Source organism: Bacillus nitratireducens (genome assembly GCF_036320425.1).
In the GTDB taxonomy this organism is placed as follows: Bacteria; Bacillota; Bacilli; order Bacillales; family Bacillaceae_G; genus Bacillus_A; species Bacillus_A nitratireducens.
Genome location: NZ_JAUMJO010000001.1, coordinates 711,923 through 736,528, shown reverse-complemented (window position 1 = coordinate 736,528; position 24,606 = coordinate 711,923). Strand labels below are relative to the sequence as shown.

Genomic DNA, 24,606 nt, shown 5'->3' with positions numbered 1-24,606 from the left:
CCCACAATAGAGAAGGTATGACGGTTATTAGAAAACGGAGGATGTATATGAAAGCGTTAAAATGTGGCGTGGTGATATTGAGTATATTATTTTCATCTCAATTACATGTTTACGCTGAAGAGAATCAGTGGATATGGCCTGTTGATGGGCAGGTAAGTGATTATTTTGGGACAAGACATGGGAAACACTATGGTATTGATATAGCTGCGTCCATTGGAACGCCTGTTGCAGCTATTCAAAATGGTAAGGTGACAAAGTCTTATTTTTCAAGTAGTTATGGAAATGTTGTGTTTATTAAACATGGAGAATATGAGGCTGTTTATGCGCATTTAAATAAGAGATATGTAGTTCAAGGGGATAATATTTCAAAAGGAGAGCGAATTGGAGAGGTAGGGAATACAGGAGAATCGCGAGGAGCGCATTTGCATTTAGAAGTGCATCAAGGAAGATGGACGATGGAGAAAAGGAATGCGATGAATCCGTTGCTTGTTTTAAATGAACAAAGAAATCAAGTCGTGTCATCATCATTATATGTTGTACAAAAAGGTGATACTTTAGTTAGTATTGCTCGGAGATTTAGTATGACAGTTGAGGAAATCAAAGTGAAAAATGGATTACAACAAGAGCGAATCTATCCGAACCAACAACTATACGTTAAGTAAAGGAAACTTCCCGAAGTATAACTTTTGAATAGATTTTTAAGAATATGATAGTAAATGAATTTATATCGACGTTTCGACAAGAAATGTTGACTTAGCAATAACATACGAAGATAAGAGTAACCTATTCCTAATGAAAAACCGTCCCAAAAAATCTTTTGGGACGGTTTCTTTTACCAAAAAATAAAGACACATATAAATCCAGAAATAGCTAAGTAGCTATATAAGTAAAAGACTTTTGTTCTTGTTTTTTCTTTTGTCCGAAATAGTACGATACTTGGTTCGATTAGACCAATTGTAAGACAAAGTAAACCAAGAAGCATAAAGCCAATTGAAAGAGAATACAGGGCGATTTGTGGTGCTTGAAATGGAATCATCCATTTTAATAAAAATGCAATAAGTGCAGTGTAACAAATGCTACCGATGTATTTATTCAATGGTGTATTAGAACGGAAACCAGGAAGTTTCTTGGAAAAAGGACGGGAAACAACTTCAATTTGTAAAGATGTATGTTCTTCAATTATTTTTTGAGCTTCTTTTCCTTTTTGGAAAAGGGATAAAATCCAGTTTCGCTCACCTTGGAAAATAAATTGAGAAGTTGTTAAATAGTGATCAACTTTTACCTTATTCCAACTCTTCCATGGATGACGCTCACACAATTTTAATTTACTTTCTGTTTTTTTATCGTACTGATAAATACTTATGCCATCTTGGTCAAAAGTAGCGTAGTATGTCTCTCTTGAGAATGTGCCTAGATCAATTGGACAGTAGAAAAGTAATTCTTTTTTCAAATAAAAGTATTCTTTTCTTAAGTTCTTTTTCATTGCTTCTCGAATAGAGTGTCTTTTATCTTTCTTCATGACATTTCCTCCATAACTCAGAAAATGTTCTTATCTTAACAATTCAACATCTTATCACTTTTAACGATATATGACTAGGGGGATTCATAAGAGAAATACCGAATTATAAAGTGAAACTTTAATCAGTGGGGGTTTTTTCCATCCCCCACTGATTATTAGTTGAACCAATCGGGCTTTTACGGGCAGCCCGACTCCTGCCTAACTTCCTCGCATTCGCCGAATTTCGAGGTGGGAGTCTTACTGCCCGTTAATGCGGGATAAAAAATATGGGTTATATTGTAAAATATATTGATTGTATTTTTTGTTATATAAAGTTAATAACTTATTTTTAATAAGTTACACTTTTTTTGTTCACAATACGATCATGTTGTTGTATAATGAAGTGGAAAATAGAATATCGGTCTATCTTCGGGGCAGGGTGAAAATCCCGACCGGCGGTGATGAACAGTTAATAATTTCGTTCTAAGCCCGCGAGCCGTTAAGGCAGGATTTGGTGTGATTCCAAAGCCGACAGTATAGTCTGGATGGGAGAAGATGGAGGTTCAAGCGTTCAAAAAAGATAAGTATTTGAACGTCTGTTTGATGTGCCTTAAAACTCTCCCTTTGTGTAAATCGCAAAGGGGTTTTTTCGTTCTATGAAAAAATAGGCATAGCAGAACCTTTCCACTTTCCATGAGAAGATCGATGGAAAAGGAGAGAGAAAGATGAAACAAAAAAACAGTGTAGTGCAGATGGTGAGTGTAGCGATGCTAAGTAGTATTGCGTATTTACTAATGATGTTGGATTTTCCATTCCCAGGGCTTCCGCCATTTTTAAAAATTGATTTTAGTGATGTGCCAGCTTTAATTGCGGCGATTATTTTTGGACCGATTGCAGGAGTAATTGTAGAAGCGATAAAAAATATTTTACATTACGGGATTCAAGGAAGCTTAACGGGAGTGCCAGTTGGAGAAATTGCAAACTTTATTGCAGGATGTTTATTTATTGGACCAGCAGCTTTCTTATTTAGAAAGTATCGTACTGTAAAGAGTTTAACTACAGGATTAATGCTAGGGACAATTACAATGGCGTTAATCATGAGTGTATTAAACTACATCATCATATTCCCAGCTTACACTTGGTTTTTAAATTCACCAGCTATGTCTAGTGATGCTATAAAAACAACTGTTGTAACGGCAATCTTACCATTTAATTTGATTAAAGGAATTGTAGTGACAATTGTATTTGTAGCGTTGTTCTCACGCCTGAAAGTATGGGTGTTTGCAAAAATGAATAATGCATAAAATATAAAGTGAAACTTTAATCAGTGGGGGCTTTGTTCATCTCCCACTGATTATTAGCCTTCACCAATCGGGCATTTACGGGCAGCCCGCCCCTCACCTAACTTCTTTGCTTTCGTTGAATTTTGAGGTAGGGGTCTTACTGCCCGCAAATAGCGGGATAAAAAAACCATTAGTAGTATGGACTACTAATGTTTTTTTATTAAATAGAATGAAAATAGAAAACAAAAAATACCCCTCATCCATATGAGGGGCATTTTTTGAAGTTAATAAAAGACTATTCGAATTTTAAAGAGTCGCCATCAAATGATTCGTCAGCAACTTTAATTGAGTCAGTTGGACAGCCTTCGAATGCATCCATCATATCTTCAATTAATACATCTGGAATTTCAACAATACCTTGGTTATCGTCTAATGTTACAAATGCAATACCTTCATCATCATAGTCATAAATGTCTGGTGCAGCAGCGCCACAAGCACCACATGCAATACAAGTATCTTTATCAACGATTGTATATTTTGCCATCTTTTTTCCCTCCTAATAATATGTATGTGAAAAGTTCGTCAAAAAATTATAACCTTATTGTAAAACGGTTTTTAAAACTTTTCAACATAAAATTATAATGATAATGCTTATCAATTAGGGTGTCAACTTGTTTTTGAATAATTTCATAAGATTTTCAAAATACTTAAATGTTATTTCGTTTGATACAATAGAATATATACAAGCATGTAGTGTGAATATGATAAGTTAAATGCGATCGTATTGAAAAAGGAATGAAGTTAGACTGAAAGGTGGAAGCGGTAATGCAGCTACAATATACTTTATTATATTGTTTAAAACAATTGAATGGTGAAAGAACCGTTTCTTCGATTTATTATTTGTTAAAAGGAAAGAGATCGTCGCAAACATTACAAGATGGGAATATGTTTCAAATTTCTTTTTTGTTTGGGATTTATAAATCATTAAATAGAGCTGATTATGATCAAGAAGTTGCCAAGTTGTTACAGACGGATTTAGTTCAATCTATAGATGATAATACATACGTGTTAACGACTGCGGGTATCATGCAATTAAACAAATGGGAAGATGAATTTGCCTTTCCGACGTATTTACATGGTTTACACTATGGTGAAATAGGTGAAACGTTTTGGAAGAGATTATCATTAATCGTTCAAACCATTTCGAATATACAACAGGCGAATGCGAAATTTATTCCAATTCAACAGGATACAGAAATAATGATGTGGGTAAAACGTTTTCTCACGGGAATACCATATACGAGAAATGAATTGGCTAAAAGATTGTGGAAGGAGATGGATACTCTTTTACAAAAAAATAATTCAGTAGAAGCGACAATCATAACATATCGGTTAACTGGCTATGAACGTATCGGGTGTACTTTACAACAATTAGCGGAGATTACGAAACAAGATGTATTTCGAGTGTACTTTTTATTTTGGGGTACAATTCATTTCCTTATTCAAGAAGTTCGCAATAAAGAAAATGAATTTCCATTATTAGTTGAAATTATTTCTTATCCAAATGAGAAAGCTGATTTATTTAGCTTATCAACGAAAAAAACATATAATTTTTGGAGACAAGGACGCTCTTTAGAAGAAATAGCGACAATTCGGAATTTAAAGGTTGCCACGATAGAAGATCATTTTGTGGAGATTGCTTTACGAGAAAAAGAATTTTCTATTGAGATGTTTATGGAAAAAGAAAAAATAGAAAAAGTATCAAAAGTAATTGAAGCATTACAAACACGTAAATTGCGTGTGTTGAAGCAAGCGGTTGGAGAGGGGATCTCTTATTTTGAAGTCCGTCTTGTATTGGCACGGATGGAGGGTATTAATGAAGCTTGAGGAATATTTATATAAGTGGTTTGGATATTCTGAATTTCGTCCGGGGCAAAAAGGAGTTATTACGGACTTATTGGAAGGAAAAGATGTTGTAGCAATGCTTCCGACTGGAAGGGGAAAGTCAATGTGTTATCAACTTCCGGGGCTTCTGCAAGAGGGGACGGTGCTTGTTGTATCACCATTATTATCTTTAATGGAAGACCAAGTTACGCAATTAAAGTATGTCGTGAAAAATCGAGTTATTGCATTTAATAGTTTTCGGACGTTAAGTGAAAAAAGAGAAGCGATGAAAAAGCTATCTTTTTATAAATTTGTTTTCGTATCACCAGAGATGTTGCAGTCGGAACTTCTAATAAGAGAATTGAAAAAAATACATATTTCATTATTTGTCGTAGATGAAGCGCATTGTATTTCACAATGGGGATATGATTTCCGGCCAGATTATAAAAAATTAGATAAAGTAATTGAGAGTATCGGATCTCCAAATGTACTAGCATTAACAGCAACTGCTACAAAGGATGTACTGCGAGATATAGCGGAAAGTTTAAATCTAAAAAATATCGCTGAGCATGTGTATTCAATTGATCGTCCAAATATTGCGATGGAAGTGCAATTTGTGGAAACGATAGAAGAAAAAAAAGAGGCGCTTTTTGAGCATATAATGTATTTGCAAGGGCCTGGTATTGTTTATTGCTCAAGTAGGGCCTGGACAGAGCGTTTAACCGAGTATTTAAGAGGAAAAGGAATTACAGGTGTAGCTTTTTATCATGGTGGTATGGAACATGAAGAGCGTATGTTAATTCAACAACAGTTTATGAATGACCAGTTGCAAATTGTAATATGTACAAGTGCTTTTGGGATGGGGGTCAATAAGGCGAATACAAGATATATTATTCATTTTCAATATCCGACAAATGTAGCCTCCTATTTACAAGAAATTGGAAGAGCGGGGAGGGATGGTGAACCGAGTATAGCTATTTTGTTATGTAGTCCATTGGATCATGATTTACCAATTTCAATCATTGAAGATGAATTGCCAAGTAAATCACAAATACAATTTTTATTTTCGTTACTACAAGAAAGAATGTTTCAAACGAAAGTATTACCAATAGAAGATGTAGAAGAAATTTGTTATAATGCAGCAAGATTTAATGAACAATATTGGCGTTTTATCCGTTATCATCTCGAACATCTTGGAATCATACAACAGCGAAATCTTCTGCTAGAGAGCTTGTCAGATGAAATAATGCACAGATTAATAGCGGAAGTGGAAGTAAGACTGCGTAATAAATATAGTGAGCTAGAAAATATGAAGTCATGGATACAAGTTCAAGGATGTAGGCGTGAATATTTATTACAACAGTTCGGTTATAGAAAGGAAAAAGAGATAGAAAACTGTTGTGATTACTGTGGTATTACAAAAATAGATTATAAAAAAAGACGAGCGCAACAGTCAGTTTTCGACTATAATTGGGAAACAGAGTTACAAAAGCTTTTCGGCCTAGGGAAGATGGAGGAATGATGAACATTCAAAGGCAAAATGTTGAAGATATGAGTCCGAGGGAAATAAGACTGAATCTATACATAACACAACTAATTATTATTGGTATCGGTTGTTTATTAGCATACATATTATTTCAAGATAAAAGAGAAGTTTATAGTTTGTGGAAATGGGAACCGATTTCTATACTTGTACTAGGTGGCTTATTAGCGATATGTATTGTGTTATTAGATTATGTTGCAATGCGAGTGTTTCCAGAATCTTGGTTTGATGATGGTGGCATTAACGATAGAATGTTTCAAGGAATCTCTGTCATGCATTTACTCGTTATCACGTTTATTATTGGCTTTGCGGAAGAGTTTTTATTTAGAGGTGTAGTGCAGACTCATTTTGGAATTGTAATAGCGAGTTTAATTTTTGCCGTGTTACATATTCGGTATATAACGAAGCCTTTTTTGTTTTGTTTCGTCTGCTTTATTAGCTTTGTTTTTGGTTATGTATTCGAGTGGACAGGAAATTTGTTTATTACAATCTTTGCACACTTTCTTGTTGATTTTATAATGGGACTCCAATTAAGAAAATAAATGGAAGGTGGTGGTGAACAACATGAGAAAACGAATTCCTGATTTTGAAGAGGAGTTAGAAGTTGAGCGAGTGGAAGAAGATGAAGGTTTACCGCCGCGTAGTGAAATTCGTAGAAATAAAGAGAAAAAACCAAAATTTAAAATGAATCATATTTTCGTCCGAGTTTTAACATTTTTATTCATATTGTTACCTATTAGTATTCTATGGTATACAGATAAATATACACAGGTGAAAAGTGATAGTAATAATGCTGGGAAAAGTGCGTTTGAAGTAATTTTCTTTGATTCAGCTAAGACTGAATCTCAAAAGCAGTCTGAGAAAGTAGCAACTCATATTGTGAAAGATGGAGAAAGTTTAGAAAGTATAGCGAAGCAATATTTCTCAGATGAAAACGGGATGGAAGTAATTAAAAAATATAATGATTTACAAGAAGACGAAGTGAGAGTAGGACAAGAATTAAAAATTCCTATAAAAGATAAGTCTGCGAAGTAAGAGAGCTAGTTAAATGAGTGATATATAATAGCTGCATATAAAATGAAGGACTATACTTTACGAGGAGGGAGAGTAAAAAATATATGACATGGATTATATTATTATGTACTCTCATATGCATTGGTTTTGTATGTCTTCTTGGAATGTATAAAGAAGCGATGCGTAATACTGTGCTGGAACATACATTAGTATTCGAAGAATTTCCGGAAAGTTTTCAAAAAGTTAATATTTTTTTTATTTCGGATATTCATAGAAGGGTCATTTCTAGCTCGCTAATTGAACGAGTAAAAGGGAAAGCAGATATCGTAATTATTGGCGGTGATTTAGCTGAAAAAGGAGTACCTTTATCGCAAATCTCTTTAAATATTCAAAAATTAAGAGAAGTAGCCCCTGTATATTTTGTATGGGGAAATAATGATTATGAAATTGAATATCACGAATTAGATGCTTTATTGTTAGAGAATAATGTGAAGGTATTAGATAATACAAGAGTTGTATTTGAGTCTGAAGTAGGTGAGAAAATTTGCTTGCTCGGTATCGATGATGTTGGATTAGAACGAGATCGTTTAGATTTAGCATTGGCTGATTGTAAAGAAGAAGGTTTTCGCATTTTAATTAGTCACAACCCTGATATAATAAAGAAAATGTCCGGTAAAGAACAAATTTCGCTTGTGTTAAGTGGACATACACATGGAGGACAAATTCGGTTGTTTCCATCTGAAAAACATTTAAAGGGTGGTATATATAAGCATTTTAATATGACACTCTTTGTTAGTAATGGGTATGGAACAACATTGTTTCCTCTTCGTTTTCGGGCACCTTCTCAAACACATATCATTACGTTGTGTGGAGGGAAATAATGCCAACTTCAAATGGAAACTATAATATAAAAGCTGTTTCGAATATACTCGGAATTCAACCGAGTACACTCCGCGCATGGGAAAGACGTTATCATATTATTGCCCCAAAGAGAAATCATGCGGGGCATCGTTTGTATACAGAAGAGCATATTCATATTTTGAAATGGTTAATGAACAAAGTTTCTGGGGGGATGATGATTGGACAAGCCGTTCAGTTATTAGAAGAGAATCGGTTGCAGAACAACATTCAAATAGAAAAAATTACTGATAAAGAAGTTGTTTTAGTGGACGATATACTACAAGCTTTGTTAGAATTTGATGAAATTACAACTTCTGTATTATTAAACGAGGTTTTTAGTATATATTCAACGGAAAAGGTTGTTATAAGTATCATTCTTCAAGTGGCAAACAAGTTGTTAATTTTAAAAAATAATAATGAGATTACAATGTCACAATTCAAATATGTTGTATCATTCTTACAAACACGTCTAGGAATGATTTATCATAATGCATCAGTGTATTCTTCCGTTAACAAAGTTTTCGTTTTAGAAAATAATATATTAAAAGGATTTATTTTCGCGACGTATTTACGAATAAAAGGATATCAAGCAATGTATATGGGGACAAGTTTAGATGAAGAAGGTATTTTACAAGCTATTGAACAATTGCAACCTAAGTATTTGTTTATATCTTTTGATGATGAGCGAGAACTTGAAGAGGCAGTAAGATTTATTGATTTGTTGCAAGCAAAAAATAAAAATCTCTTTGTTGGTTTTATAGGAAGAAAAAGCATTGGGGATCAATTAAATCTTCAAAATATCCTTATTGGTAACACGAAAGAAGAATGGGATGGATGGTTAAGAATGTCAGAATAGTTGTTCGAAAAGAACCATCTATTTTCTATTTCATATAATAAAAATTAGATGCAATGGTTACGTAGGGAGGGTATGAGATGAGACTGGAACGTTTAAATTACAATAAGATCAAAATTTTCCTAACATTTGATGATTTATCAGAACGAGGATTAACGAAAGAAGATTTGTGGAGAAATGCACCGAAAGTACAGCAACTATTCCGTGATATGATGCAAGAAGCAAATAAAGAATTAGGGTTTGAAGCGGATGGTCCGATTGCTGTGGAAGTATTTTCTCTACAAGCTCAAGGTATGGTTGTAATTGTAACGAAAGAAAATCAAGAAGTGGACACAGAAGATGAGTTCCGTGACGAGTTTATTGAAATGCAAGTGACTCTTGATGAAAGTGAACATATACTTTACGAGTTTGCTACATTAGATGATGTAATTAATTTGTCAAATCGCTTATATAACCTTGGTGTAACTGATGGGAAGTTGTATACATGGGATAATCGTTTTTATCTTTGGATAGAAGAAGAAGAGCAATTTCAATTATTAAAGGCAGATTTTATAGCTATTTTAGCGGAATACGGTAATCCGTCAACAGCAACAATTTACCGCATAATGGAATATGGTAAAGAATTAATGGATTCTCAAGCAATTGAACAAATATACAATTACTTTGTGAAAAAGCAAAACCTCAGCTAATGTAACGTAGCTTGAGGTTTTATTTTTATTCAGCTGAAGATTGGAAAATCTAAAATCTATAAAGCGAAGTTTAGGCAACAAGACTAGCCGACCTGTATTTGAAGATTGGATCAGTATTTTTGATGAAAATAAAAAATATTTAAATATTTAAGTATTTTACTTTTCTAAAAGCAATAAAAGGACTATAATAATAGTGAAAACGCTTGCAACACAAAATAGTTTGTATATATTTGTTAGCGTTTTCTATTGCATTCCAAATTTAACGGTGTATACTAGGCAATGAAGGTTTACTAAACAAGTGAAATTACAGGGGGTTTACTTACTATGGTAGCCGAAAAGGGAACTCAAACGAAAACACAACAACAAGGGGAACAACATTTTGAATTGTTAAATTCAACACAAATTGTAATTAATGAAGCATTAGAAAAATTGGGTTATCCAAACGAAGTATATGAATTATTGAAAGAACCAATTCGTATGATGACAGTGAAAATTCCAGTTCGTATGGATGACGGGACTGTTAAAATATTTACAGGATATCGTGCACAACATAATGATGCTGTTGGTCCAACGAAAGGTGGAATTCGCTTCCATCCAAACGTAACAGAAAATGAAGTGAAAGCACTTTCTATTTGGATGAGTTTAAAATGTGGTATTGTTGATTTACCATATGGTGGAGGTAAAGGTGGAATCATTTGTGACCCACGTGAAATGTCTTTCCGTGAATTAGAAAGATTAAGCCGCGGTTATGTACGAGCAATTAGCCAAATTGTTGGTCCGACAAAAGATATTCCGGCTCCAGATGTATTTACAAACTCACAAATTATGGCATGGATGATGGATGAGTATAGCCGTATCGATGAATTTAATTCACCAGGATTTATTACAGGTAAACCACTTGTATTAGGTGGATCACACGGACGTGAAACAGCGACTGCAAAAGGTGTAACAATTTGTATTCGTGAAGCTGCGAAAAAACGTGACATTGATATTAAAGGTGCACGCGTTGTTGTTCAAGGATTCGGTAACGCAGGTAGCTTCTTAGCTAAATTTATGCATGATGCAGGCGCGAAAGTAATTGCAATTTCAGATGCTTACGGTGCACTACATGATCCAAATGGATTAGATATTGACTATTTACTAGATCGTCGCGATAGCTTCGGTACTGTAACAAAACTATTTAATAATACAATTTCAAATACAGAACTGTTAGAACTTGATTGTGACATTTTAGTTCCTGCTGCAATTGAGAACCAAATTACAGAAGAAAATGCTGATAAGATTAAAGCGAAGATTGTGGTTGAAGCTGCAAATGGCCCAACTACATTAGAAGCAACAAAAATCTTAACAGATCGTGGTATTTTACTTGTTCCAGACGTATTAGCAAGTGCTGGTGGCGTTACAGTATCTTACTTTGAGTGGGTACAAAATAACCAAGGTTACTACTGGACTGAGGAAGAAGTAGAACAACGTTTAGAAAAAGTAATGGTAAAATCATTCGATTCAATCTATGAAACATCACAAGTTCGTAAAGTGAACATGCGCTTAGCTGCATACATGATTGGTGTTCGTAAAATGGCTGAGGCTAGTCGCTTCAGAGGTTGGGTATAATATATAATGTTTTGAGAAAGCGTGATTTCCTTTCGAGGGAATCGCGTTTTTTTGTTGAAGTATTAAATGAGGTGTTGTATATGGGGAATGAAATGATGGAACGGGTAGACCAATTAGAAGAAAAGGTTAAGGTGTTAGAGGGTGAACTTGCAAGAGTTAAGAGAGCCCGAAAGACAAGTATCGTTCGGGTGTTCGGCGAAGGATTATTGTTTTAATATTTGGTGCATTTGTAGTTGGACCAATTATCGCGTTTATATTCACAATTATTACTTGGCTTGTTGAAAAATAGAATAAAAAATAAAAAAAGAACGCTTGTTCTACACGAACAAACGTGCTATACTTTCCTTAGATAAGCAAAACGGAAATGATTTTAAGGAGAGATAAATGATGAAAATGACAGTAGACCAAAGATTTATGATGCCAGCAGATGTTGTAGAACGAGTGGAAGTATTACGAAACAAACAAAGTAAGCGTGGCACATTATTACAATCGGTAAATAAATTTTTCGGTTTAGATACGAAAGAAGATTGTGTTTGGTTTTACGGTTTTTATGGAGTGGCTGTAAGTATTTTATTATTTATGGTATTCACATCAAATATTTTCGATTTTATCTTCGCATAAGAAATATGCTATAAGGACATTGCTACCGAATACATATAAGGAAGTAAGGTAATTTTCTACAGCGGGAGTTGGTAGTAATGGCGATGTTTCCTATAGAGCGTAACTATATTGGATATGGAAGTTCACGACCGGGAATTCCTCTTTCTAAAGTAAGGTTTATTGTAAGTCATGATACGGGGAATCCTGGTAGCAATGCGATAGGGAATCGAGATTACTTTAATGAAATACAACCGAAAGCTTCGGCGCATACATTTATAGATGACAAAACGATATTGGAAATTGTGCCTATAAATGAAGTTGCGTATCATGTTAGATATGGTGTGCCGACGGATAATGACTTATATGGTTATGATGCGAATAAGGCTGCCATTGGGGTAGAACTTTGTTATGGCGGTGAGGTTAACTTTTGGGAAGCATATACTCGTTTTACGTGGTATCATGCGTATTTATGCCAAAACTTCGGTTTGAATCCGAAAAAAGATATCGTATCACATAAAACACTTGATCCAGCTAGAAAGATTGATCCTGAGAATGTATTAGGGAAACAAGGCATTAAATTTCAGCAGTTTTTAGCAGATGTCTATCGGATGTATGTTTCGTTTAGATGACAAATATATGAAAAATGAATACAATAAAGATAGGTGCCTACTGCTGTAAGTAGGTTTTTTCTTGTTTTTATAAATAGTGTATTGGTAGAAGACTAGGAGTGAGCTGAGTATGCAGAAAGAAACAGCTATCATAATTGGAGGCGGTCCGTGCGGATTAGCAGCAGCAATTTCGTTGCAAAAAGTAGGGATAAATCCGTTAGTAATTGAAAAAGGAAACATTGTAAATGCAATTTATAATTATCCAACTCATCAAACATTTTTCTCATCTAGTGAAAAATTAGAAATTGGTGAAGTTGCATTTATTACAGAAAATCGTAAGCCATTTCGTAACCAAGCGCTCGCGTATTATCGTGAAGTAGTAAAGCGTAAATCTGTACGTGTAAATGCATTTGAACGAGTGGAGAAAGTTCAAAAAGATGGAGAAGTTTTTCGGGTTGAGACGACAAAGCGTGACGGAAGTAAAGAAATATATATCGCGAAATATATTGTTATAGCAACTGGATATTATGACAATCCAAATTATATGAATGTTCCAGGTGAGAAACTTGAGAAAGTAGCGCACTATTTTAAAGAGGGACATCCTTATTTTGATCGAGACGTGGTAGTTATAGGTGGGAAAAACTCGAGTGTAGATGCCGCGTTAGAGCTTGTTAAAGCAGGTGCGCGTGTAACGGTACTATATCGCGGAAGTGAGTATTCATCAAGCATAAAGCCATGGATTCTGCCGGAGTTTGAGGCATTAGTACGAAACGGCACAATTCAAATGCATTTCCAGTCTCATGTGAAAGAAATTACTGAACATACATTAACGTATACAGTTGATGATGAGGCATATACAATCCAAAATGATTTTGTATTTGCGATGACTGGTTACCATCCTGATCATAGCTTCTTAACGAAGATGGGTGTTCGGATTGATGAAGAAACAGGGCGTCCGATTTATACAGAGGATACAATGGAAACAAACGCTGAAAATATTTTCATTGCAGGTGTAATTGCTGCTGGGAATAATGCAAATGAAATATTTATCGAGAACGGTAGATTTCATGGGGATGCGATTGCGCAAACCATTGCATCAAGGGAAATATAAAAAGAAGCTGTCGAAATAAACTTCGACAGCTTCTTTTTAATTGTGCATAAACATATTTTGGATTGTTTCATGAGAATTTGTATTCTCTAATGCAACTAATAATTTAATACGTGCTTTTTGAGCATTTAAACCGTATGTGAATACAATACCCATATCTTTTAATTGTTTGCCCCCGCCTTCATACGAATATACATCTTGCACGATGCCGTTGAAACAGCGAGACACTAATACAACAGGAATTCCTTTGTTGATTAATCGTTCTAGACTAGGAAGTGTTCTTGGAGGTAAATTACCTTGTCCAAGTGCTTCAATAACAATCCCGTCTACTGGAAGGTTTTCAATTGCTGCTAACAATGTATCGTCCATACCAGCGTATGCTTTTAGAACAACTACGTTTTTAGAAACCTTATTTACTGAATATGTTTCATGATGTACTAAAGCGTGATGGAATACAACGCCGCGCTTTGTTACCATACCAATTGGTCCATACTGTGGACTCTGGAATGTTGCCACGTTACTTGTATGTGTTTTCGTTACATTTGTAGCGCAATGGATTTCGTCGTTTAATACGACTAAAACACCTTTTTCAGCAGCTTCACTACAGCTAGCTACTTTTACAGCCGATAAGAAGTTATATAGACCATCAGCACCTAATTCATTACTAGAACGCATTGCGCCTGTTACAACGATTGGAATAGTTGCTTGCACTGTTAAATCTAAGAAATAGGCTGTTTCTTCTAATGTATCCGTACCATGCGTAATGACTACGCCATGAATGTTGTCTTGTTTTACTCTTTCATCAATGATGACTTGTAATTGTAACATTTCGCTCGGTGTCATATGAGGAGATGGTAGATGGAAGACATCTTCAACGATTAAATCAACATCGCCTTCTAAATCAGGAATGAATTTTAAAAGAGGATTTTTTTCACCTGGTTGTACGACCCCAGTTTCTTTATCTTCCTCCATTGCAATTGTTCCGCCTGTGTGTAAAACTAGGATTCTTTTCAATGCTTATACCCCTTTCAAGTTGAAAAATACATTTAGAACATAACATGTTTTGAGTAAATTCGACAATGGAAATGTATAAAAGTATGCCTCGAAAATGACAATAAAGTTAGCTACTATATGTACGATGCATAAAATCACGAAACGAAATGTGTAAATATAGGATAGGAGGTAGCAATTACGTTGAAAAAGATGGAGAAAATTTTTATTCGTATATTAGTAATACAATTCATTTGTCTTTGTGTTGTGCAATTGTTATTTATACATAAATCATCAGTGAAATATTTATCGAAAATTGTTTATTACGAAGGTGTCGTCACGAAAAATAGGGCGGAAATCTTACAGGTGAATAAGTAGTTTTCATTTTCTTCTATGGTGGATTATGCTACAATAATTGAGGATTTAATGACGTGAAGCAAATGGGAAGAAGCAGGGGGAGAATACCTGCTTTTCGTTTTGTTTTATAAGTGAAAAATGAGGTGTTACAATGGATAAACGAATTTCGATTGCTATAGATGGTCCAGCAGCTGCTGGGAAAAGTACAGTTGCAAAAGTTGTTGCAAAAAAACTTTCATATGTTTACATTGATACAGGCGCAATGTACCGTGCTATTACATATGCAGCCCTTGAACAAAAAGTGGATATTGAAAATGAAGAAAAGTTAATGGAAGTTGTAAAAAATGTGAATATTGAATTTCAACAAGGGGAAAATACACAACTTGTATTTTTAAATGGACAAGATGTTTCTGAAGTGATTCGTACACCTGATGTGACGAATCGCGTATCTATTGTAGCAAAGCATCGTCTTGTTCGTGAAGAAATGGTACGTCGTCAACAAGAATTAGCTGAAAAGGGCGGCGTAGTAATGGATGGTCGTGATATTGGTACACATGTACTACCAGATGCTGAAGTGAAAATCTTTATGCTTGCTTCTGTAGAAGAAAGAGCAGAAAGAAGACATTTAGAAAATATGAATAAAGGTTTCGATTCTAATTTAGAGCAGTTAAAAGAAGAAATTGCTAGGCGTGATAAATTAGATTCAGAACGTGAAGTTTCTCCTTTGAAAAAAGCTGATGATGCATTGGAATTAGATACAACTTCTTTATCAATTGAAGAAGTTGTCCAAAAAATTATGGGTATTGTTTCAGGAGTATTTGCGAAATAAAGAAAGAGGACTATCCTCTTTCTTTATTTTTTTTGAAATGTAAAGGATACGTGAATTATAAGTCTCTTTTCTTGACAAATGGGCTAATTTGTAAGAAGTTAGTTACAGAGGAAAAAAACTGTCAGAATATATTCGCTATTATATTTCAAATCATACTTTCTTCAAGATGATTTTGCTGTATACTATTTATATAGATTTAATATAGTTTCTTGTGAACTGTATTGAAACAGAATATGTGATGATAAATTCTTAAACATGCAAATGAAAACATTTGTTTTCATTTCGTATATACATAAAAATGCTTTGTCAATTCTGTAGGGAGGTATTTCCATGGTAGAGAAAATGAATGAAGAAGTTATGAATTCAAAAGAATTACAAGTTGGTGACGTTGTTACAGGTTCTGTAACGAAAGTTGAAGAGAAACAAGTTCTTGTAAATGTTGGATACAAAACAGATGGCGTAATTCCAATTAGTGAATTAGCTAACGTTCATATTGAAAAAGCAAGCGATGTTGTAGAATTAGATCAAACACTTGAATTAAAAATTATTAAATTAGAAGAAGATGATCTTGTTTTATCTAAACGTGCTGTTGACGCAGAAAAAGCGTGGGTAGAATTACAAGAGAAATTTAATTCTGGTTATGTATTTGATGTTACTGTAAAAGATATCGTGAATGGTGGATTAGTTGTGGACCTTGGTGTTCGTGGTTTTATCCCAGCTTCACTTGTAGAAGTACATTATGTAGAAGACTTTGCTGACTATAAAGGGAAAACATTAGCGGTGAAAATTGTTGAATTAGACCGTGAAAAAAATCGTGTAATCCTTTCGCATAAAGCCGTAGTAGAACTAGAACTAGATTCTAAGAAAAAAGAAGCCATCTCTTCGTTAAAAGAAGGAGATGTTGTTGAAGGGACAGTACAACGATTAACGGATTTTGGTGCTTTCGTTAACGTTGGTGGTGTGGATGGTTTAGTTCACATTTCACAAATTTCACATGAACGTGTAGAACAACCTTCTGAGGTATTAGAGCAAGGTCAAAAGGTAAAAGTAAAGGTGCTATCTGTTGATGCCGATACACAACGTATTTCTTTATCAATTAAAGCAGCTCAGCCAGGACCTTGGGAAAATGTTGCTGGCGAAATAAAAGCTGGAGATATTCGTGAGGGAGTAGTAAAACGCCTTGTTACATTCGGTGCGTTTGTTGAAATTTTACCTGGTGTTGAAGGGCTTGTACATGTATCTCAAATTGCAAATCGTCACGTGAAAAATCCAAATGAAGTATTGGAAATGGGACAAGAAGTAAAAGTGAAAGTGCTTGAAGTCCATGTAGCAGAAAAACGTATTTCTTTAAGCATAAAAGAAACGCTTGAAGAAAATAATGTAACAGAAGATTATAGCCAATATGAGCCAAATGCTGATTCGGCTACTTTCCAGTTAAGTGATATTATTGGTGAACAACTGAAAAAATTAAAGAAATAAAGAGGGGTACAAGTGGTAAGGGCAAAACGTAAATTAGATCATATTGAATATGCTCTTTCTACTGGTCAGTCTCGTACGCATGGCTTTCATGATATTGATTTTGTGCATCAAAGCTTGCCAAATTCAAGTTATGACACTATAACATGTGAAACAAAAATCGGCGAACTTTCACTAAGTTCGCCGATTTTTATCAATGCGATGACTGGTGGTGGAGGAGAGCAAACATTACATATTAATGAGCAATTAGCATATGTAGCGAAACATCATAACCTTGCTATGGCTGTAGGTTCGCAAATGGCAGCCTTAAAAAATGAAAGTGAGGCGGCTTCGTATAAAATCGTCAGAAAGGTAAACCCAAATGGCATTTTCTTTGCTAATTTGGGGAGTGAGGCAACTGTCGAACAGGCGGAGCGTGCCGTTGATATGATTGAAGCGAATGCACTGCAAATTCATTTGAATGTCATACAAGAGTTAACGATGCCAGAAGGAGACCGTGATTTTACGGGTGTACTTCGGCGAATTGAACAAATTGTGTTAAAAAGTAAAGTTCCTGTCATTGTAAAAGAAGTGGGATTTGGAATGAGTAAGGAAACAGTACAGCAGTTAGCGAGTATAGGTATAACAGCAATTGATATTGGTGGACAAGGTGGTACGAATTTTGCTGCCGTTGAAAATGAAAGAAGACAGCGAATGCTTTCTTATTTTAATAACTGGGGCATACAAACAGCTACCTCGATTATTGAAGCAACCTCTACAAATAATAACCTCTCTTTTATTGCATCTGGGGGTATACAAACAGCGCTTGACGTGGCAAAGGCAATCGCATTAGGGGCGAATACAACTGCGTTTGCTGGGTACTTTTTACGTGTTTTAATGCAAGATGGTGTCGAGAAGTTAATGGATGAAATCGATCTTTTACATACAGATTTAAAATTTATTATGACAGCTCTTGGCGCGAAGACGATAGAAGAGTTACAATCTGTACCTCTTGTTGTAAAAGGCGAAACGTATCATTGGTTAATGCAGCGTGGTATTGATACTACGCATTATAGTAGGAGATAAAAAAATCAACCGTGTGGTTGGTTTTTTTTTATAAAATGAAGAAGTGAGATATTGCGCTATATAATTCTACGAATGAAAAAAGAGAATATCTTGTGATTGAGATATTAATACGAAAACAAAAGAATTATATTATGAATAGAATTTATTAAAAAAATTACGAAAAAAGACGGTTTCATACAATGTTGAAACCGTCTTTTTTATTTTTAGTGCTGATTTTGCTTTCGAGCTTGCTCCGGTGTATCAAGACTAGTTGCACCAGGATATTGAAGTGATTGGTCGCGATCAGATTCAACGCGGCGTGATTCTCTTAGCTTTCGTTCTTGGCGATCTTTACCCATTGTGAGTTCCACCTCCTTATTAAAAGTTTTGCTGTTATGAGAAAAACTATGCACAAAGAAAAGGTAGGATTAACTTTCATAAAAAGTTCCCATAATGGAAAACATAGGAGGTGAAATGATGGATGGGAGTACTTTTTATTTTGTGGCTTGGATAGGGTGGATTGTCGTGACCTTTTTTATGAAAAAAGAACCTATTCGTTGGAAGATAAGTGCTTGTATATTAATTTTTATTATTTGTTCCCCGTTAAATGTGACGATTGCTTCTTTTACTGTATCGGTAAATGCCCTTTTGCTTTGTATTCTTTCTTTTGTAGGTATCACACTATACTCTATTTGGAAAAAATTATACACCTTACTTTCGGCGCTTATTATTGCAATGTTATATACAAGTTTTCATTTGTTAGAAGTATATGATCCGATTTGGATTGTGGTTGATAGGTTGTTGCTGCTAAGTGGTGCGCTTGTGTATGCATCAATTTTATTGTACGGGGATCGCATATTAAGATTGTGCACCTTGTATATAGGGATGTTACAAGGAGAATTGTTGGTGACTCTTATTTTTCATAAATTACATTTTCCTTATGAATATGGCAGTTTAGCCTTTTTTGATGTCGTTGCTGTTTCTACTTTATTTATGGCGATTTTACTATGGATTACAAAAGTATCAGTATATATGGAACAATTTAAGAGGAAAACGCGTAAAAGAAGGGCGAGGGTAATACATGACTGAATATACACCAGCCATTTTATGTGGCGTAATTGCCGGGACGGTAACTAGGGTGTTAATGCTTCGTACCGATACGAGGCAATATCCGACGAGGCTTCACGGGAAAATTATTCATATTGCGATGGGGTTAATTGCGGCTGCCTTAGGGGCAATTGCGATTCCGTCTATTTTGAAAAAAGATTTTTCTGCAATTACATTTCTTACGTTAGCGGCGACGCAATTTCGTGATGTGCGTAATATGGAAAGAAATACGCTTCAACAATTAGATGGATATGAGCTCGTACCACGTGGTAATACATACATTGAAGGGATTGCATTAGTCTTTGAAAGTCGTAACTATTTGGCGATGTTAACGTCGTTTGTAACAACGTTTGCGTATATAGGATTCCATTCATGGATTGCTGGGGTAATTACTGGTATGGTAAGTTTTTTCATTGCGAGAAAATTAATGTCGGGTAAAAGGCTTCATGATCTTGTAGAAATTGAGCACGTTCCACTTCGTTTTGAAGGGGCGGGACTTTATATTGATAATATTTACATTATGAATATTGGATTACCAGTAAGGCAAGAAGAAATTATGAAATATGGAATGGGATTTATTTTAAAACCGAAATCGATAGATGCGATGGTTACAATCTCGAACTTAGGACAACGTCAAGCTATTTTACATGATGTTTCTGTTGCTTTAGGAATATATAGAGATTCTGGAACGCCGGCACTTGTACCGTTAGCGAAGCGTGATTTAGAGGATGGGAGAGTTGGAATTTTTGTTCTGCCGCAAGATCAAGATGTAGAAAAAGCGATAGGGGTAATTGGAAATGTACCAACATTAGAGAGTGCTGTTCATATGTCATCAGAAGCTCCGAAAGGAAGGGGAGATAAGAGATGATGTTAGAAAGTGTTATTCTCGCGGTTATTACAACAAAACCGGAGAAATTTGCAGGTGGTGCTCCTTTGTTTACTTGTGAATCGACAGAAGAACTAGAATTTGTTGCAAATAATTTAGAGGCGATTTTAGATGGTATTGCGCATCGCTTACAAGAGAATGTATATATTATTGTGAAACATTAGCAACGTGTGGTATAATATGAGGTGTTTTGATACGTTGAGAATTATTCTGGAATGCAAATCCCTTCTTGCACAAAGAAGGGTTTTTTACATAATAAACAGAAGCAAGTTGAAAGGATGAAAGTATATGCCGAAACCAGTAATAGCAATAGTAGGCCGCCCGAACGTAGGGAAATCTACTATTTTTAATAGGATTGTTGGAGAAAGAGTTTCAATCGTAGAAGATATACCAGGAATAACGCGAGACCGTATTTATAGTGCGGGAGAATGGTTAAATCATGAGTTTAACATTATAGATACAGGTGGAATTGATATTGGAGACGAGCCGTTCTTGACACAAATTCGTCAACAGGCGGAAGTAGCGATTGATGAAGCAGATGTTATCATTTTTATGACGAATGGTCGCGATGGTGTAACTGCAGCGGATGAAGAAGTTGCTAAAATTTTATATCGTTCTAAAAAACCAATTGTACTTGCGGTAAATAAGGTTGATAATCCAGAAATGCGTAGTGATATTTATGATTTTTATGCATTAGGATTTGGCGAGCCATTCCCGATTTCAGGTACACACGGTTTAGGACTTGGTGATTTGCTAGATGAAGCTGCAAATCATTTTCCAAAGATTGAAGAAGAAGCGTATGACGATGAAACAATCCGTTTCTCTTTAATTGGACGTCCAAACGTTGGGAAATCATCACTTGTAAATGCACTTCTTGGTCAAGAACGTGTAATTGTAAGTAATATAGCAGGAACGACGCGTGATGCTGTCGATACACCATATAGTAAAGATGATCAAGATTATGTAATCATCGATACAGCTGGTATGCGTAAAAAAGGAAAAGTATACGAAAGTACAGAAAAGTATAGTGTACTTCGTGCACTTAGAGCGATTGAACGTTCTGACGTTGTTTTAGTTGTTTTAGACGGAGAAGAAGGAATTATTGAGCAAGATAAAAAAATCGCTGGATATGCCCATGATTCAGGACGAGCTGTTATTATCGTTGTAAACAAATGGGATGCAGTGAAAAAAGATGAAAAAACAATGAAAGCATTTGAAGAAAACATCCGTGCTCATTTCCAATTCTTGGATTATGCACCGATTGTATTCTTATCTGCGAAAACGAAAAAACGTACACAAACGTTATTACCGGTTATCAATGAGGTAAATGAAAGCCATAGCATCCGTGTACAAACGAACGTATTAAACGATGTAATTATGGATGCGGTAGCGATGAATCCAACACCGACTCATAATGGTAGCCGTCTGAAAATCTTCTATGCGACACAGGTTGCGGTAAAACCACCAACATTTGTTATATTTGTAAATGATACAGAATTAATGCACTTTTCATATGAGCGCTTCTTAAAGAATCGTTTACGTGAAGCGTTCGGTTTTGTAGGAACGCCGATTCACATTATCGCTAGAGCAAGAGACTAATGGAGAGGATGTGATTTTATGACAAAAATCACAGTAGTAGGAGCAGGTAGCTGGGGAACAGCGTTAGCGATGGTATTAGCTGACAATGGACATGATGTACGTATTTGGGGAAATCGTCCTGAACTCATGAATGAAATTAATACGAAACATGAGAACAGTAAATATCTTCCAGGGATTACATTGCCAAGCACAATCGCAGCCTACTCTTCTTTAGAAGAAGCGTTAGTAGATGTAAATACAGTCCTGCTAGTAGTACCGACGAAAGCGTATCGTGACGTATTGCAAGAGATGAAGGGGATTATTACGGAACCAATTACTTGGATTCATGCAAGTAAAGGAATCGAACCAGGTACGTCAAAACGTATTTCGGAAGTGATTGAGGAAGAAATTCCAGAGAACTTGATTAAAGATGTTGTTGTACTGTCTGGACCGAGTCATGCTGAAGAAGTAGGTTTGCGCCAAGCGACGACTGTTACGTCTGCAGCCAAACGTATGGAAGCGGCTGAGGAAGTACAGGATCTGTTTATGAATAGCTATTTCCGTGTATATACAAACCCAGATATCGTTGGAGTTGAGCTTGGTGGTGCGTTAAAAAATATTATCGCATTAGCTGCTGGGATAACGGATGGTCTAGGGCTAGGTGATAATGCAAAAGCGGCATTAATGACACGTGGTTTAACGGAAATTGCTCGTTTAGGAAGAAAAATGGGTGGGAATCCGTTAACGTTTGCTGGTCTAACTGGTATGGGAGACTTAATTGTAACTTGTACAAGTGTTCATAGCCGAAATTGGCGCGCTGGAAATATGCTTGGAAAAGGGCACTCTTTAGAAGAAGTGTTAGAAAGCATGGGTATGGTTGTAGAAGGTGTAAGAACAACGAAAGCTGCTCATGAATTGGCAGAGAAAATGGAAGTTGAAATGCCTATTACAGCTGCTTTATATGACGTGCTATTTAATGGGAATAATGTGAAAGATGCAGTAGGCTCATTAATGGGACGTGTTCGAAAACATGAGGTTGAGGCGATACCTGATTTGTTATAAAAAAACGGTAGAAGTACATTTTGTACTTCTACCGTTTTTTATTTTCTGGGTTTTTTCACCAATTTTTCATTTTTGCATAGGATGAAGAGTAACTTGAGGAGAGGGTGAAAAAAATGGATAACAACATTTTTAGTAACATTGAAAAAGAAGCGAAAGTGAATAAAGAAGATATTTTTAAACTAGCATCATCTGTACAAAATGCGAACTTGCGTGATGAGCAAGTGCTTCGTCAATTGATTCATCAAGTTGCTCTAATGGCAGGACGTGAAGTGCCGAAAGAGCAAGAGGATCAAATTGTAAAAGCTATCATTAACAATAATATGCCAGCGGATTTTGGTTCGTTAAGTAAAATGTTTAAAAAATAAATTATGAGAAACAAAGAGTTTAGAGAATGCATATGATAGTCATGAAAGAATGGGAATAGAGCTGGTAAGGGCATATTTGGTCAACCGAAGCGCATCATTTCGTGCTTCGGTTTTATTATTTTAAATAAATTTCGTCAATTCACGGCAAAATGATGAATTTTATTTGTTTAAAGATTTTAATTTGTTAAAATAGTATAAAAATAGATTAAAAGTAAAGGGGTGTATATATGTCGGAAGGGCTTATGAAAATGTGGTTTGCTTTAGGGGCAATTGGATTTATGTTTCTTGCAGTAAGTTTTATTTTATTAAGTAGGCATAAAATGAAGAATAAAATTTTGAAAGGGATTACAGCTTTAGTAGCCTACACCCTCATGATTGTATCTGGAATTATTATTTTCCTTGTTGTATTTAGTGGTCCTATTGAGCAGTAGAGGATGTGTAGTCTGTAAATGTTACAAAAGGAACAGTCCATACTAGCAGGAAAAGGTGATTACCAGTGAAAAAAATCCATATTATTTTAATATTTTGTTGCATAAGCATTTTGACAGGGTGTATGTATCCGAGAGAAAATATGAAACAAAACGCTATTCCTTATGAAGATCAGTTACAAGTTGTTCAAAAAGCTATTACTACATATAAGGAACAAACGAATGGTTTATTGCCAATTAAGACGCGTGATATGAGTACGCCGATTTATCAAAAATATCCAATTGATTTTCAAAAAATTGCTCCGAGATACATACAAGAGGCACCAGGGAATGCCTATGAAAGTGGGGGAGTGTATCAATATGTATTAATAGATGTTGAAACAAATCCGACAGTAAAGTTAATTGATGTTAGGATGGCGGAACAAATTCAAGAAGTGGCATTAAAGTTAAGGATGTATCGTGATGAACATCAATATCCACCTTTTAAAAAAGTGATTACAGATGGTGTTTATGAATTAGATTTCAAAAAACTAGGGTATAAAGAGGTACCTCAAGTGACAAGTCCGTACTCTGGAAAAAGTCTCCCTCTTGTAATCAATGAAAAAGGAGAATTATTTGTTGATTATAGAATTGATTTATATGAAACGTTGAAAAAAAATGAAGGGCAATTTAAAGAAGGGGAAGATATCCGGAATATACTATTAAAAGATTCCCCGTTTGTCCCTGCATATTCTTTGCCTTACACAGTGGAAAATGGCGAACCAATTTTTTTAAAATCATAAGTCATGAACCTTTCTTTTAGTGAATAAGTTCTAGAAGAAAGGTTTTTTATGTTATACAACTTGCGATGCAAACAAAAGGTGTTTTTTAAATAGTCATATGAAATTGGACAA

Annotated in this window: 29 protein-coding genes, 1 pseudogene and 1 riboswitch; of the genes and pseudogenes, 26 read left to right on the top strand and 4 right to left on the bottom strand. The window is 35.2% G+C overall.

The features are described 5' to 3' along the window. The first annotated feature begins 47 nt into the window (after window positions 1-47). Complete coding sequence (locus Q3V31_RS03875; protein WP_000645529.1) at window positions 48-662, top strand: peptidoglycan DD-metalloendopeptidase family protein; 615 nt, start codon at window positions 48-50, stop codon at window positions 660-662. Window positions 663-832: 170 nt separating this feature from the next. On the opposite strand, the gene Q3V31_RS03870 is transcribed toward Q3V31_RS03875, so the two are convergent. Next, on the bottom strand, window positions 833-1,519 hold the full coding sequence (locus tag Q3V31_RS03870; RefSeq protein ID WP_000710840.1) for a hypothetical protein: 687 nt from the start codon (window positions 1,517-1,519) through the stop codon (window positions 833-835). 400 nt (window positions 1,520-1,919) lie between these two features. Further along, a riboswitch (FMN riboswitch) is annotated at window positions 1,920-2,059 on the top strand. Between the two features lie 164 nt (window positions 2,060-2,223). Between Q3V31_RS03870 and Q3V31_RS03865 the strand changes: the two genes are divergently transcribed. Next, a complete protein-coding gene (locus tag Q3V31_RS03865; RefSeq protein WP_000810848.1) occupies window positions 2,224-2,802 on the top strand; it encodes an ECF transporter S component in 579 nt (192 codons plus the stop codon). Between the two features lie 274 nt (window positions 2,803-3,076). Here the strand turns inward: Q3V31_RS03865 and Q3V31_RS03860 are convergent, their stop codons facing one another. Further along, complete coding sequence (locus tag Q3V31_RS03860; protein WP_001151994.1) at window positions 3,077-3,325, bottom strand: ferredoxin; 249 nt, start codon at window positions 3,323-3,325, stop codon at window positions 3,077-3,079. Between the two features lie 281 nt (window positions 3,326-3,606). Here Q3V31_RS03860 and Q3V31_RS03855 point away from each other — a divergent pair, with 281 nt between their 5' ends. From Q3V31_RS03855 to Q3V31_RS03800, 12 genes and pseudogenes are all read left to right on the top strand, one after another. Next, window positions 3,607-4,668 (top strand): YpbB family protein, encoded by a 1,062-nt coding sequence (locus tag Q3V31_RS03855; protein WP_016129020.1) that lies wholly within the window; start codon window positions 3,607-3,609, stop codon window positions 4,666-4,668. Continuing rightward, window positions 4,658-6,187, top strand: a complete 1,530-nt coding sequence (locus tag Q3V31_RS03850) for a RecQ family ATP-dependent DNA helicase (RefSeq protein WP_000762983.1) — start codon at window positions 4,658-4,660, stop codon at window positions 6,185-6,187. The genes Q3V31_RS03855 and Q3V31_RS03850 overlap by 11 nt, the downstream gene beginning before the upstream one ends. Next, window positions 6,187-6,750: a CPBP family intramembrane glutamic endopeptidase gene (locus Q3V31_RS03845; protein ID WP_001025786.1), complete on the top strand. Its 564-nt coding sequence runs from the start codon at window positions 6,187-6,189 to the stop codon at window positions 6,748-6,750. Before Q3V31_RS03850 ends, Q3V31_RS03845 begins: the two co-directional genes overlap by 1 nt. A 22-nt stretch (window positions 6,751-6,772) precedes the next feature. Next, entirely contained in the window at window positions 6,773-7,243 is a 471-nt protein-coding gene (locus tag Q3V31_RS03840; RefSeq protein ID WP_001231537.1) for a LysM peptidoglycan-binding domain-containing protein, read from the top strand. A gap of 83 nt (window positions 7,244-7,326) precedes the next feature. Further along, window positions 7,327-8,103 (top strand): metallophosphoesterase, encoded by a 777-nt coding sequence (locus Q3V31_RS03835; RefSeq protein WP_000219850.1) that lies wholly within the window; start codon window positions 7,327-7,329, stop codon window positions 8,101-8,103. Beyond that, entirely contained in the window at window positions 8,103-8,978 is an 876-nt protein-coding gene (locus Q3V31_RS03830) for a MerR family transcriptional regulator (protein ID WP_001143289.1), read from the top strand. Before Q3V31_RS03835 ends, Q3V31_RS03830 begins: the two co-directional genes overlap by 1 nt. Before the next feature lie 77 nt (window positions 8,979-9,055). Next, entirely contained in the window at window positions 9,056-9,664 is a 609-nt protein-coding gene (locus Q3V31_RS03825; protein ID WP_001235405.1) for a genetic competence negative regulator, read from the top strand. A gap of 324 nt (window positions 9,665-9,988) precedes the next feature. Beyond that, complete coding sequence (gene gudB / locus Q3V31_RS03820; protein ID WP_000225168.1) at window positions 9,989-11,275, top strand: NAD-specific glutamate dehydrogenase; 1,287 nt, start codon at window positions 9,989-9,991, stop codon at window positions 11,273-11,275. An 80-nt stretch (window positions 11,276-11,355) separates the two neighbouring features. Then, window positions 11,356-11,564 (top strand): annotated as a pseudogene (locus Q3V31_RS03815) (hypothetical protein). A gap of 95 nt (window positions 11,565-11,659) precedes the next feature. Then, the gene (locus tag Q3V31_RS03810; RefSeq protein ID WP_002075213.1) at window positions 11,660-11,896 is read left to right on the top strand and encodes a DUF3961 domain-containing protein; all 237 of its coding nucleotides are present in this window, start codon (window positions 11,660-11,662) and stop codon (window positions 11,894-11,896) included. Between the two features lie 77 nt (window positions 11,897-11,973). Continuing rightward, window positions 11,974-12,504, top strand: a complete 531-nt coding sequence (locus Q3V31_RS03805) for a peptidoglycan recognition protein family protein (protein ID WP_001240649.1) — start codon at window positions 11,974-11,976, stop codon at window positions 12,502-12,504. A 109-nt stretch (window positions 12,505-12,613) separates the two neighbouring features. After that, window positions 12,614-13,594, top strand: a complete 981-nt coding sequence (locus Q3V31_RS03800) for a YpdA family putative bacillithiol disulfide reductase (RefSeq protein WP_001168498.1) — start codon at window positions 12,614-12,616, stop codon at window positions 13,592-13,594. Window positions 13,595-13,630: 36 nt separating this feature from the next. On the opposite strand, the gene ansA is transcribed toward Q3V31_RS03800, so the two are convergent. After that, window positions 13,631-14,605, bottom strand: coding sequence for an asparaginase (gene ansA / locus Q3V31_RS03795; RefSeq protein ID WP_000822015.1), 975 nt, complete (start codon window positions 14,603-14,605; stop codon window positions 13,631-13,633). A gap of 180 nt (window positions 14,606-14,785) precedes the next feature. On the opposite strand from ansA, the gene Q3V31_RS03790 reads away from it, so the two are divergent. From Q3V31_RS03790 to Q3V31_RS03775, 4 genes are all read left to right on the top strand, one after another. Further along, a complete protein-coding gene (locus Q3V31_RS03790; RefSeq protein ID WP_000738046.1) occupies window positions 14,786-14,959 on the top strand; it encodes a YpfB family protein in 174 nt (57 codons plus the stop codon). A 130-nt stretch (window positions 14,960-15,089) separates the two neighbouring features. Continuing rightward, window positions 15,090-15,767 carry a (d)CMP kinase gene (cmk, locus tag Q3V31_RS03785; protein WP_000361260.1) on the top strand — a complete coding sequence of 226 codons (678 nt, stop codon included), beginning with the start codon at window positions 15,090-15,092 and terminating at the stop codon, window positions 15,765-15,767. 330 nt (window positions 15,768-16,097) lie between these two features. Further along, window positions 16,098-17,246: a 30S ribosomal protein S1 gene (gene rpsA, locus Q3V31_RS03780; protein ID WP_000229578.1), complete on the top strand. Its 1,149-nt coding sequence runs from the start codon at window positions 16,098-16,100 to the stop codon at window positions 17,244-17,246. Window positions 17,247-17,258: 12 nt separating this feature from the next. Continuing rightward, window positions 17,259-18,308, top strand: coding sequence for a type 2 isopentenyl-diphosphate Delta-isomerase (locus Q3V31_RS03775; RefSeq protein WP_000251052.1), 1,050 nt, complete (start codon window positions 17,259-17,261; stop codon window positions 18,306-18,308). Between the two features lie 203 nt (window positions 18,309-18,511). Here Q3V31_RS03775 and Q3V31_RS03770 read toward each other — a convergent pair whose 3' ends face one another. Continuing rightward, on the bottom strand, window positions 18,512-18,646 hold the full coding sequence (locus Q3V31_RS03770; RefSeq protein WP_000513901.1) for a YpzI family protein: 135 nt from the start codon (window positions 18,644-18,646) through the stop codon (window positions 18,512-18,514). 118 nt (window positions 18,647-18,764) lie between these two features. Here Q3V31_RS03770 and Q3V31_RS03765 point away from each other — a divergent pair, with 118 nt between their 5' ends. From Q3V31_RS03765 to Q3V31_RS03730, 8 genes are all read left to right on the top strand, one after another. Continuing rightward, window positions 18,765-19,376, top strand: coding sequence for a YphA family membrane protein (locus tag Q3V31_RS03765; RefSeq protein WP_000349106.1), 612 nt, complete (start codon window positions 18,765-18,767; stop codon window positions 19,374-19,376). After that, window positions 19,369-20,262, top strand: coding sequence for a YIEGIA family protein (locus Q3V31_RS03760; protein ID WP_000141600.1), 894 nt, complete (start codon window positions 19,369-19,371; stop codon window positions 20,260-20,262). Before Q3V31_RS03765 ends, Q3V31_RS03760 begins: the two co-directional genes overlap by 8 nt. Next, window positions 20,259-20,444, top strand: coding sequence for a capping complex subunit for YIEGIA (locus tag Q3V31_RS03755; RefSeq protein ID WP_000979049.1), 186 nt, complete (start codon window positions 20,259-20,261; stop codon window positions 20,442-20,444). Before Q3V31_RS03760 ends, Q3V31_RS03755 begins: the two co-directional genes overlap by 4 nt. Before the next feature lie 124 nt (window positions 20,445-20,568). Next, window positions 20,569-21,879 (top strand): ribosome biogenesis GTPase Der, encoded by a 1,311-nt coding sequence (gene der, locus Q3V31_RS03750; protein ID WP_001125886.1) that lies wholly within the window; start codon window positions 20,569-20,571, stop codon window positions 21,877-21,879. 18 nt (window positions 21,880-21,897) lie between these two features. After that, window positions 21,898-22,920: an NAD(P)H-dependent glycerol-3-phosphate dehydrogenase gene (locus Q3V31_RS03745; RefSeq protein ID WP_000161767.1), complete on the top strand. Its 1,023-nt coding sequence runs from the start codon at window positions 21,898-21,900 to the stop codon at window positions 22,918-22,920. 113 nt (window positions 22,921-23,033) lie between these two features. Continuing rightward, window positions 23,034-23,285, top strand: a complete 252-nt coding sequence (locus Q3V31_RS03740) for a stage VI sporulation protein F (RefSeq protein ID WP_000369757.1) — start codon at window positions 23,034-23,036, stop codon at window positions 23,283-23,285. Window positions 23,286-23,512: 227 nt separating this feature from the next. Further along, a complete protein-coding gene (locus Q3V31_RS03735; RefSeq protein WP_001289003.1) occupies window positions 23,513-23,716 on the top strand; it encodes a DUF2768 domain-containing protein in 204 nt (67 codons plus the stop codon). A 65-nt stretch (window positions 23,717-23,781) separates the two neighbouring features. Beyond that, entirely contained in the window at window positions 23,782-24,495 is a 714-nt protein-coding gene (locus Q3V31_RS03730; protein ID WP_000719826.1) for a hypothetical protein, read from the top strand. Window positions 24,496-24,606 lie beyond the last annotated feature (111 nt).

What these genes read in the sequence shown, in the direction of transcription:
- Q3V31_RS03735 (WP_001289003.1), top strand. Translation starts at nt 23,513, where the DNA reads ATGTCGGAAGGGCTTATGAAAATGTGGTTTGCTTTAGGGGCAATTGGA.
- Q3V31_RS03760 (WP_000141600.1), top strand. Translation starts at nt 19,369, where the DNA reads ATGACTGAATATACACCAGCCATTTTATGTGGCGTAATTGCCGGGACG.
- Q3V31_RS03845 (WP_001025786.1), top strand. Translation starts at nt 6,187, where the DNA reads ATGAACATTCAAAGGCAAAATGTTGAAGATATGAGTCCGAGGGAAATA.
- Q3V31_RS03740 (WP_000369757.1), top strand. Translation starts at nt 23,034, where the DNA reads ATGGATAACAACATTTTTAGTAACATTGAAAAAGAAGCGAAAGTGAAT.
- cmk (WP_000361260.1), top strand. Translation starts at nt 15,090, where the DNA reads ATGGATAAACGAATTTCGATTGCTATAGATGGTCCAGCAGCTGCTGGG.
- Q3V31_RS03765 (WP_000349106.1), top strand. Translation starts at nt 18,765, where the DNA reads ATGGATGGGAGTACTTTTTATTTTGTGGCTTGGATAGGGTGGATTGTC.
- Q3V31_RS03850 (WP_000762983.1), top strand. Translation starts at nt 4,658, where the DNA reads ATGAAGCTTGAGGAATATTTATATAAGTGGTTTGGATATTCTGAATTT.
- Q3V31_RS03800 (WP_001168498.1), top strand. Translation starts at nt 12,614, where the DNA reads ATGCAGAAAGAAACAGCTATCATAATTGGAGGCGGTCCGTGCGGATTA.
- Q3V31_RS03840 (WP_001231537.1), top strand. Translation starts at nt 6,773, where the DNA reads ATGAGAAAACGAATTCCTGATTTTGAAGAGGAGTTAGAAGTTGAGCGA.
- rpsA (WP_000229578.1), top strand. Translation starts at nt 16,098, where the DNA reads ATGGTAGAGAAAATGAATGAAGAAGTTATGAATTCAAAAGAATTACAA.
- Q3V31_RS03865 (WP_000810848.1), top strand. Translation starts at nt 2,224, where the DNA reads ATGAAACAAAAAAACAGTGTAGTGCAGATGGTGAGTGTAGCGATGCTA.
- gudB (WP_000225168.1), top strand. Translation starts at nt 9,989, where the DNA reads ATGGTAGCCGAAAAGGGAACTCAAACGAAAACACAACAACAAGGGGAA.
- Q3V31_RS03825 (WP_001235405.1), top strand. Translation starts at nt 9,056, where the DNA reads ATGAGACTGGAACGTTTAAATTACAATAAGATCAAAATTTTCCTAACA.
- Q3V31_RS03805 (WP_001240649.1), top strand. Translation starts at nt 11,974, where the DNA reads ATGGCGATGTTTCCTATAGAGCGTAACTATATTGGATATGGAAGTTCA.
- Q3V31_RS03755 (WP_000979049.1), top strand. Translation starts at nt 20,259, where the DNA reads ATGATGTTAGAAAGTGTTATTCTCGCGGTTATTACAACAAAACCGGAG.
- Q3V31_RS03870 (WP_000710840.1), bottom strand. Translation starts at nt 1,519, where the DNA reads ATGAAGAAAGATAAAAGACACTCTATTCGAGAAGCAATGAAAAAGAAC.
- Q3V31_RS03835 (WP_000219850.1), top strand. Translation starts at nt 7,327, where the DNA reads ATGACATGGATTATATTATTATGTACTCTCATATGCATTGGTTTTGTA.
- Q3V31_RS03770 (WP_000513901.1), bottom strand. Translation starts at nt 18,646, where the DNA reads ATGGGTAAAGATCGCCAAGAACGAAAGCTAAGAGAATCACGCCGCGTT.
- Q3V31_RS03875 (WP_000645529.1), top strand. Translation starts at nt 48, where the DNA reads ATGAAAGCGTTAAAATGTGGCGTGGTGATATTGAGTATATTATTTTCA.
- Q3V31_RS03745 (WP_000161767.1), top strand. Translation starts at nt 21,898, where the DNA reads ATGACAAAAATCACAGTAGTAGGAGCAGGTAGCTGGGGAACAGCGTTA.
- Q3V31_RS03830 (WP_001143289.1), top strand. Translation starts at nt 8,103, where the DNA reads ATGCCAACTTCAAATGGAAACTATAATATAAAAGCTGTTTCGAATATA.
- der (WP_001125886.1), top strand. Translation starts at nt 20,569, where the DNA reads ATGCCGAAACCAGTAATAGCAATAGTAGGCCGCCCGAACGTAGGGAAA.
- Q3V31_RS03860 (WP_001151994.1), bottom strand. Translation starts at nt 3,325, where the DNA reads ATGGCAAAATATACAATCGTTGATAAAGATACTTGTATTGCATGTGGT.
- Q3V31_RS03855 (WP_016129020.1), top strand. Translation starts at nt 3,607, where the DNA reads ATGCAGCTACAATATACTTTATTATATTGTTTAAAACAATTGAATGGT.
- Q3V31_RS03810 (WP_002075213.1), top strand. Translation starts at nt 11,660, where the DNA reads ATGATGAAAATGACAGTAGACCAAAGATTTATGATGCCAGCAGATGTT.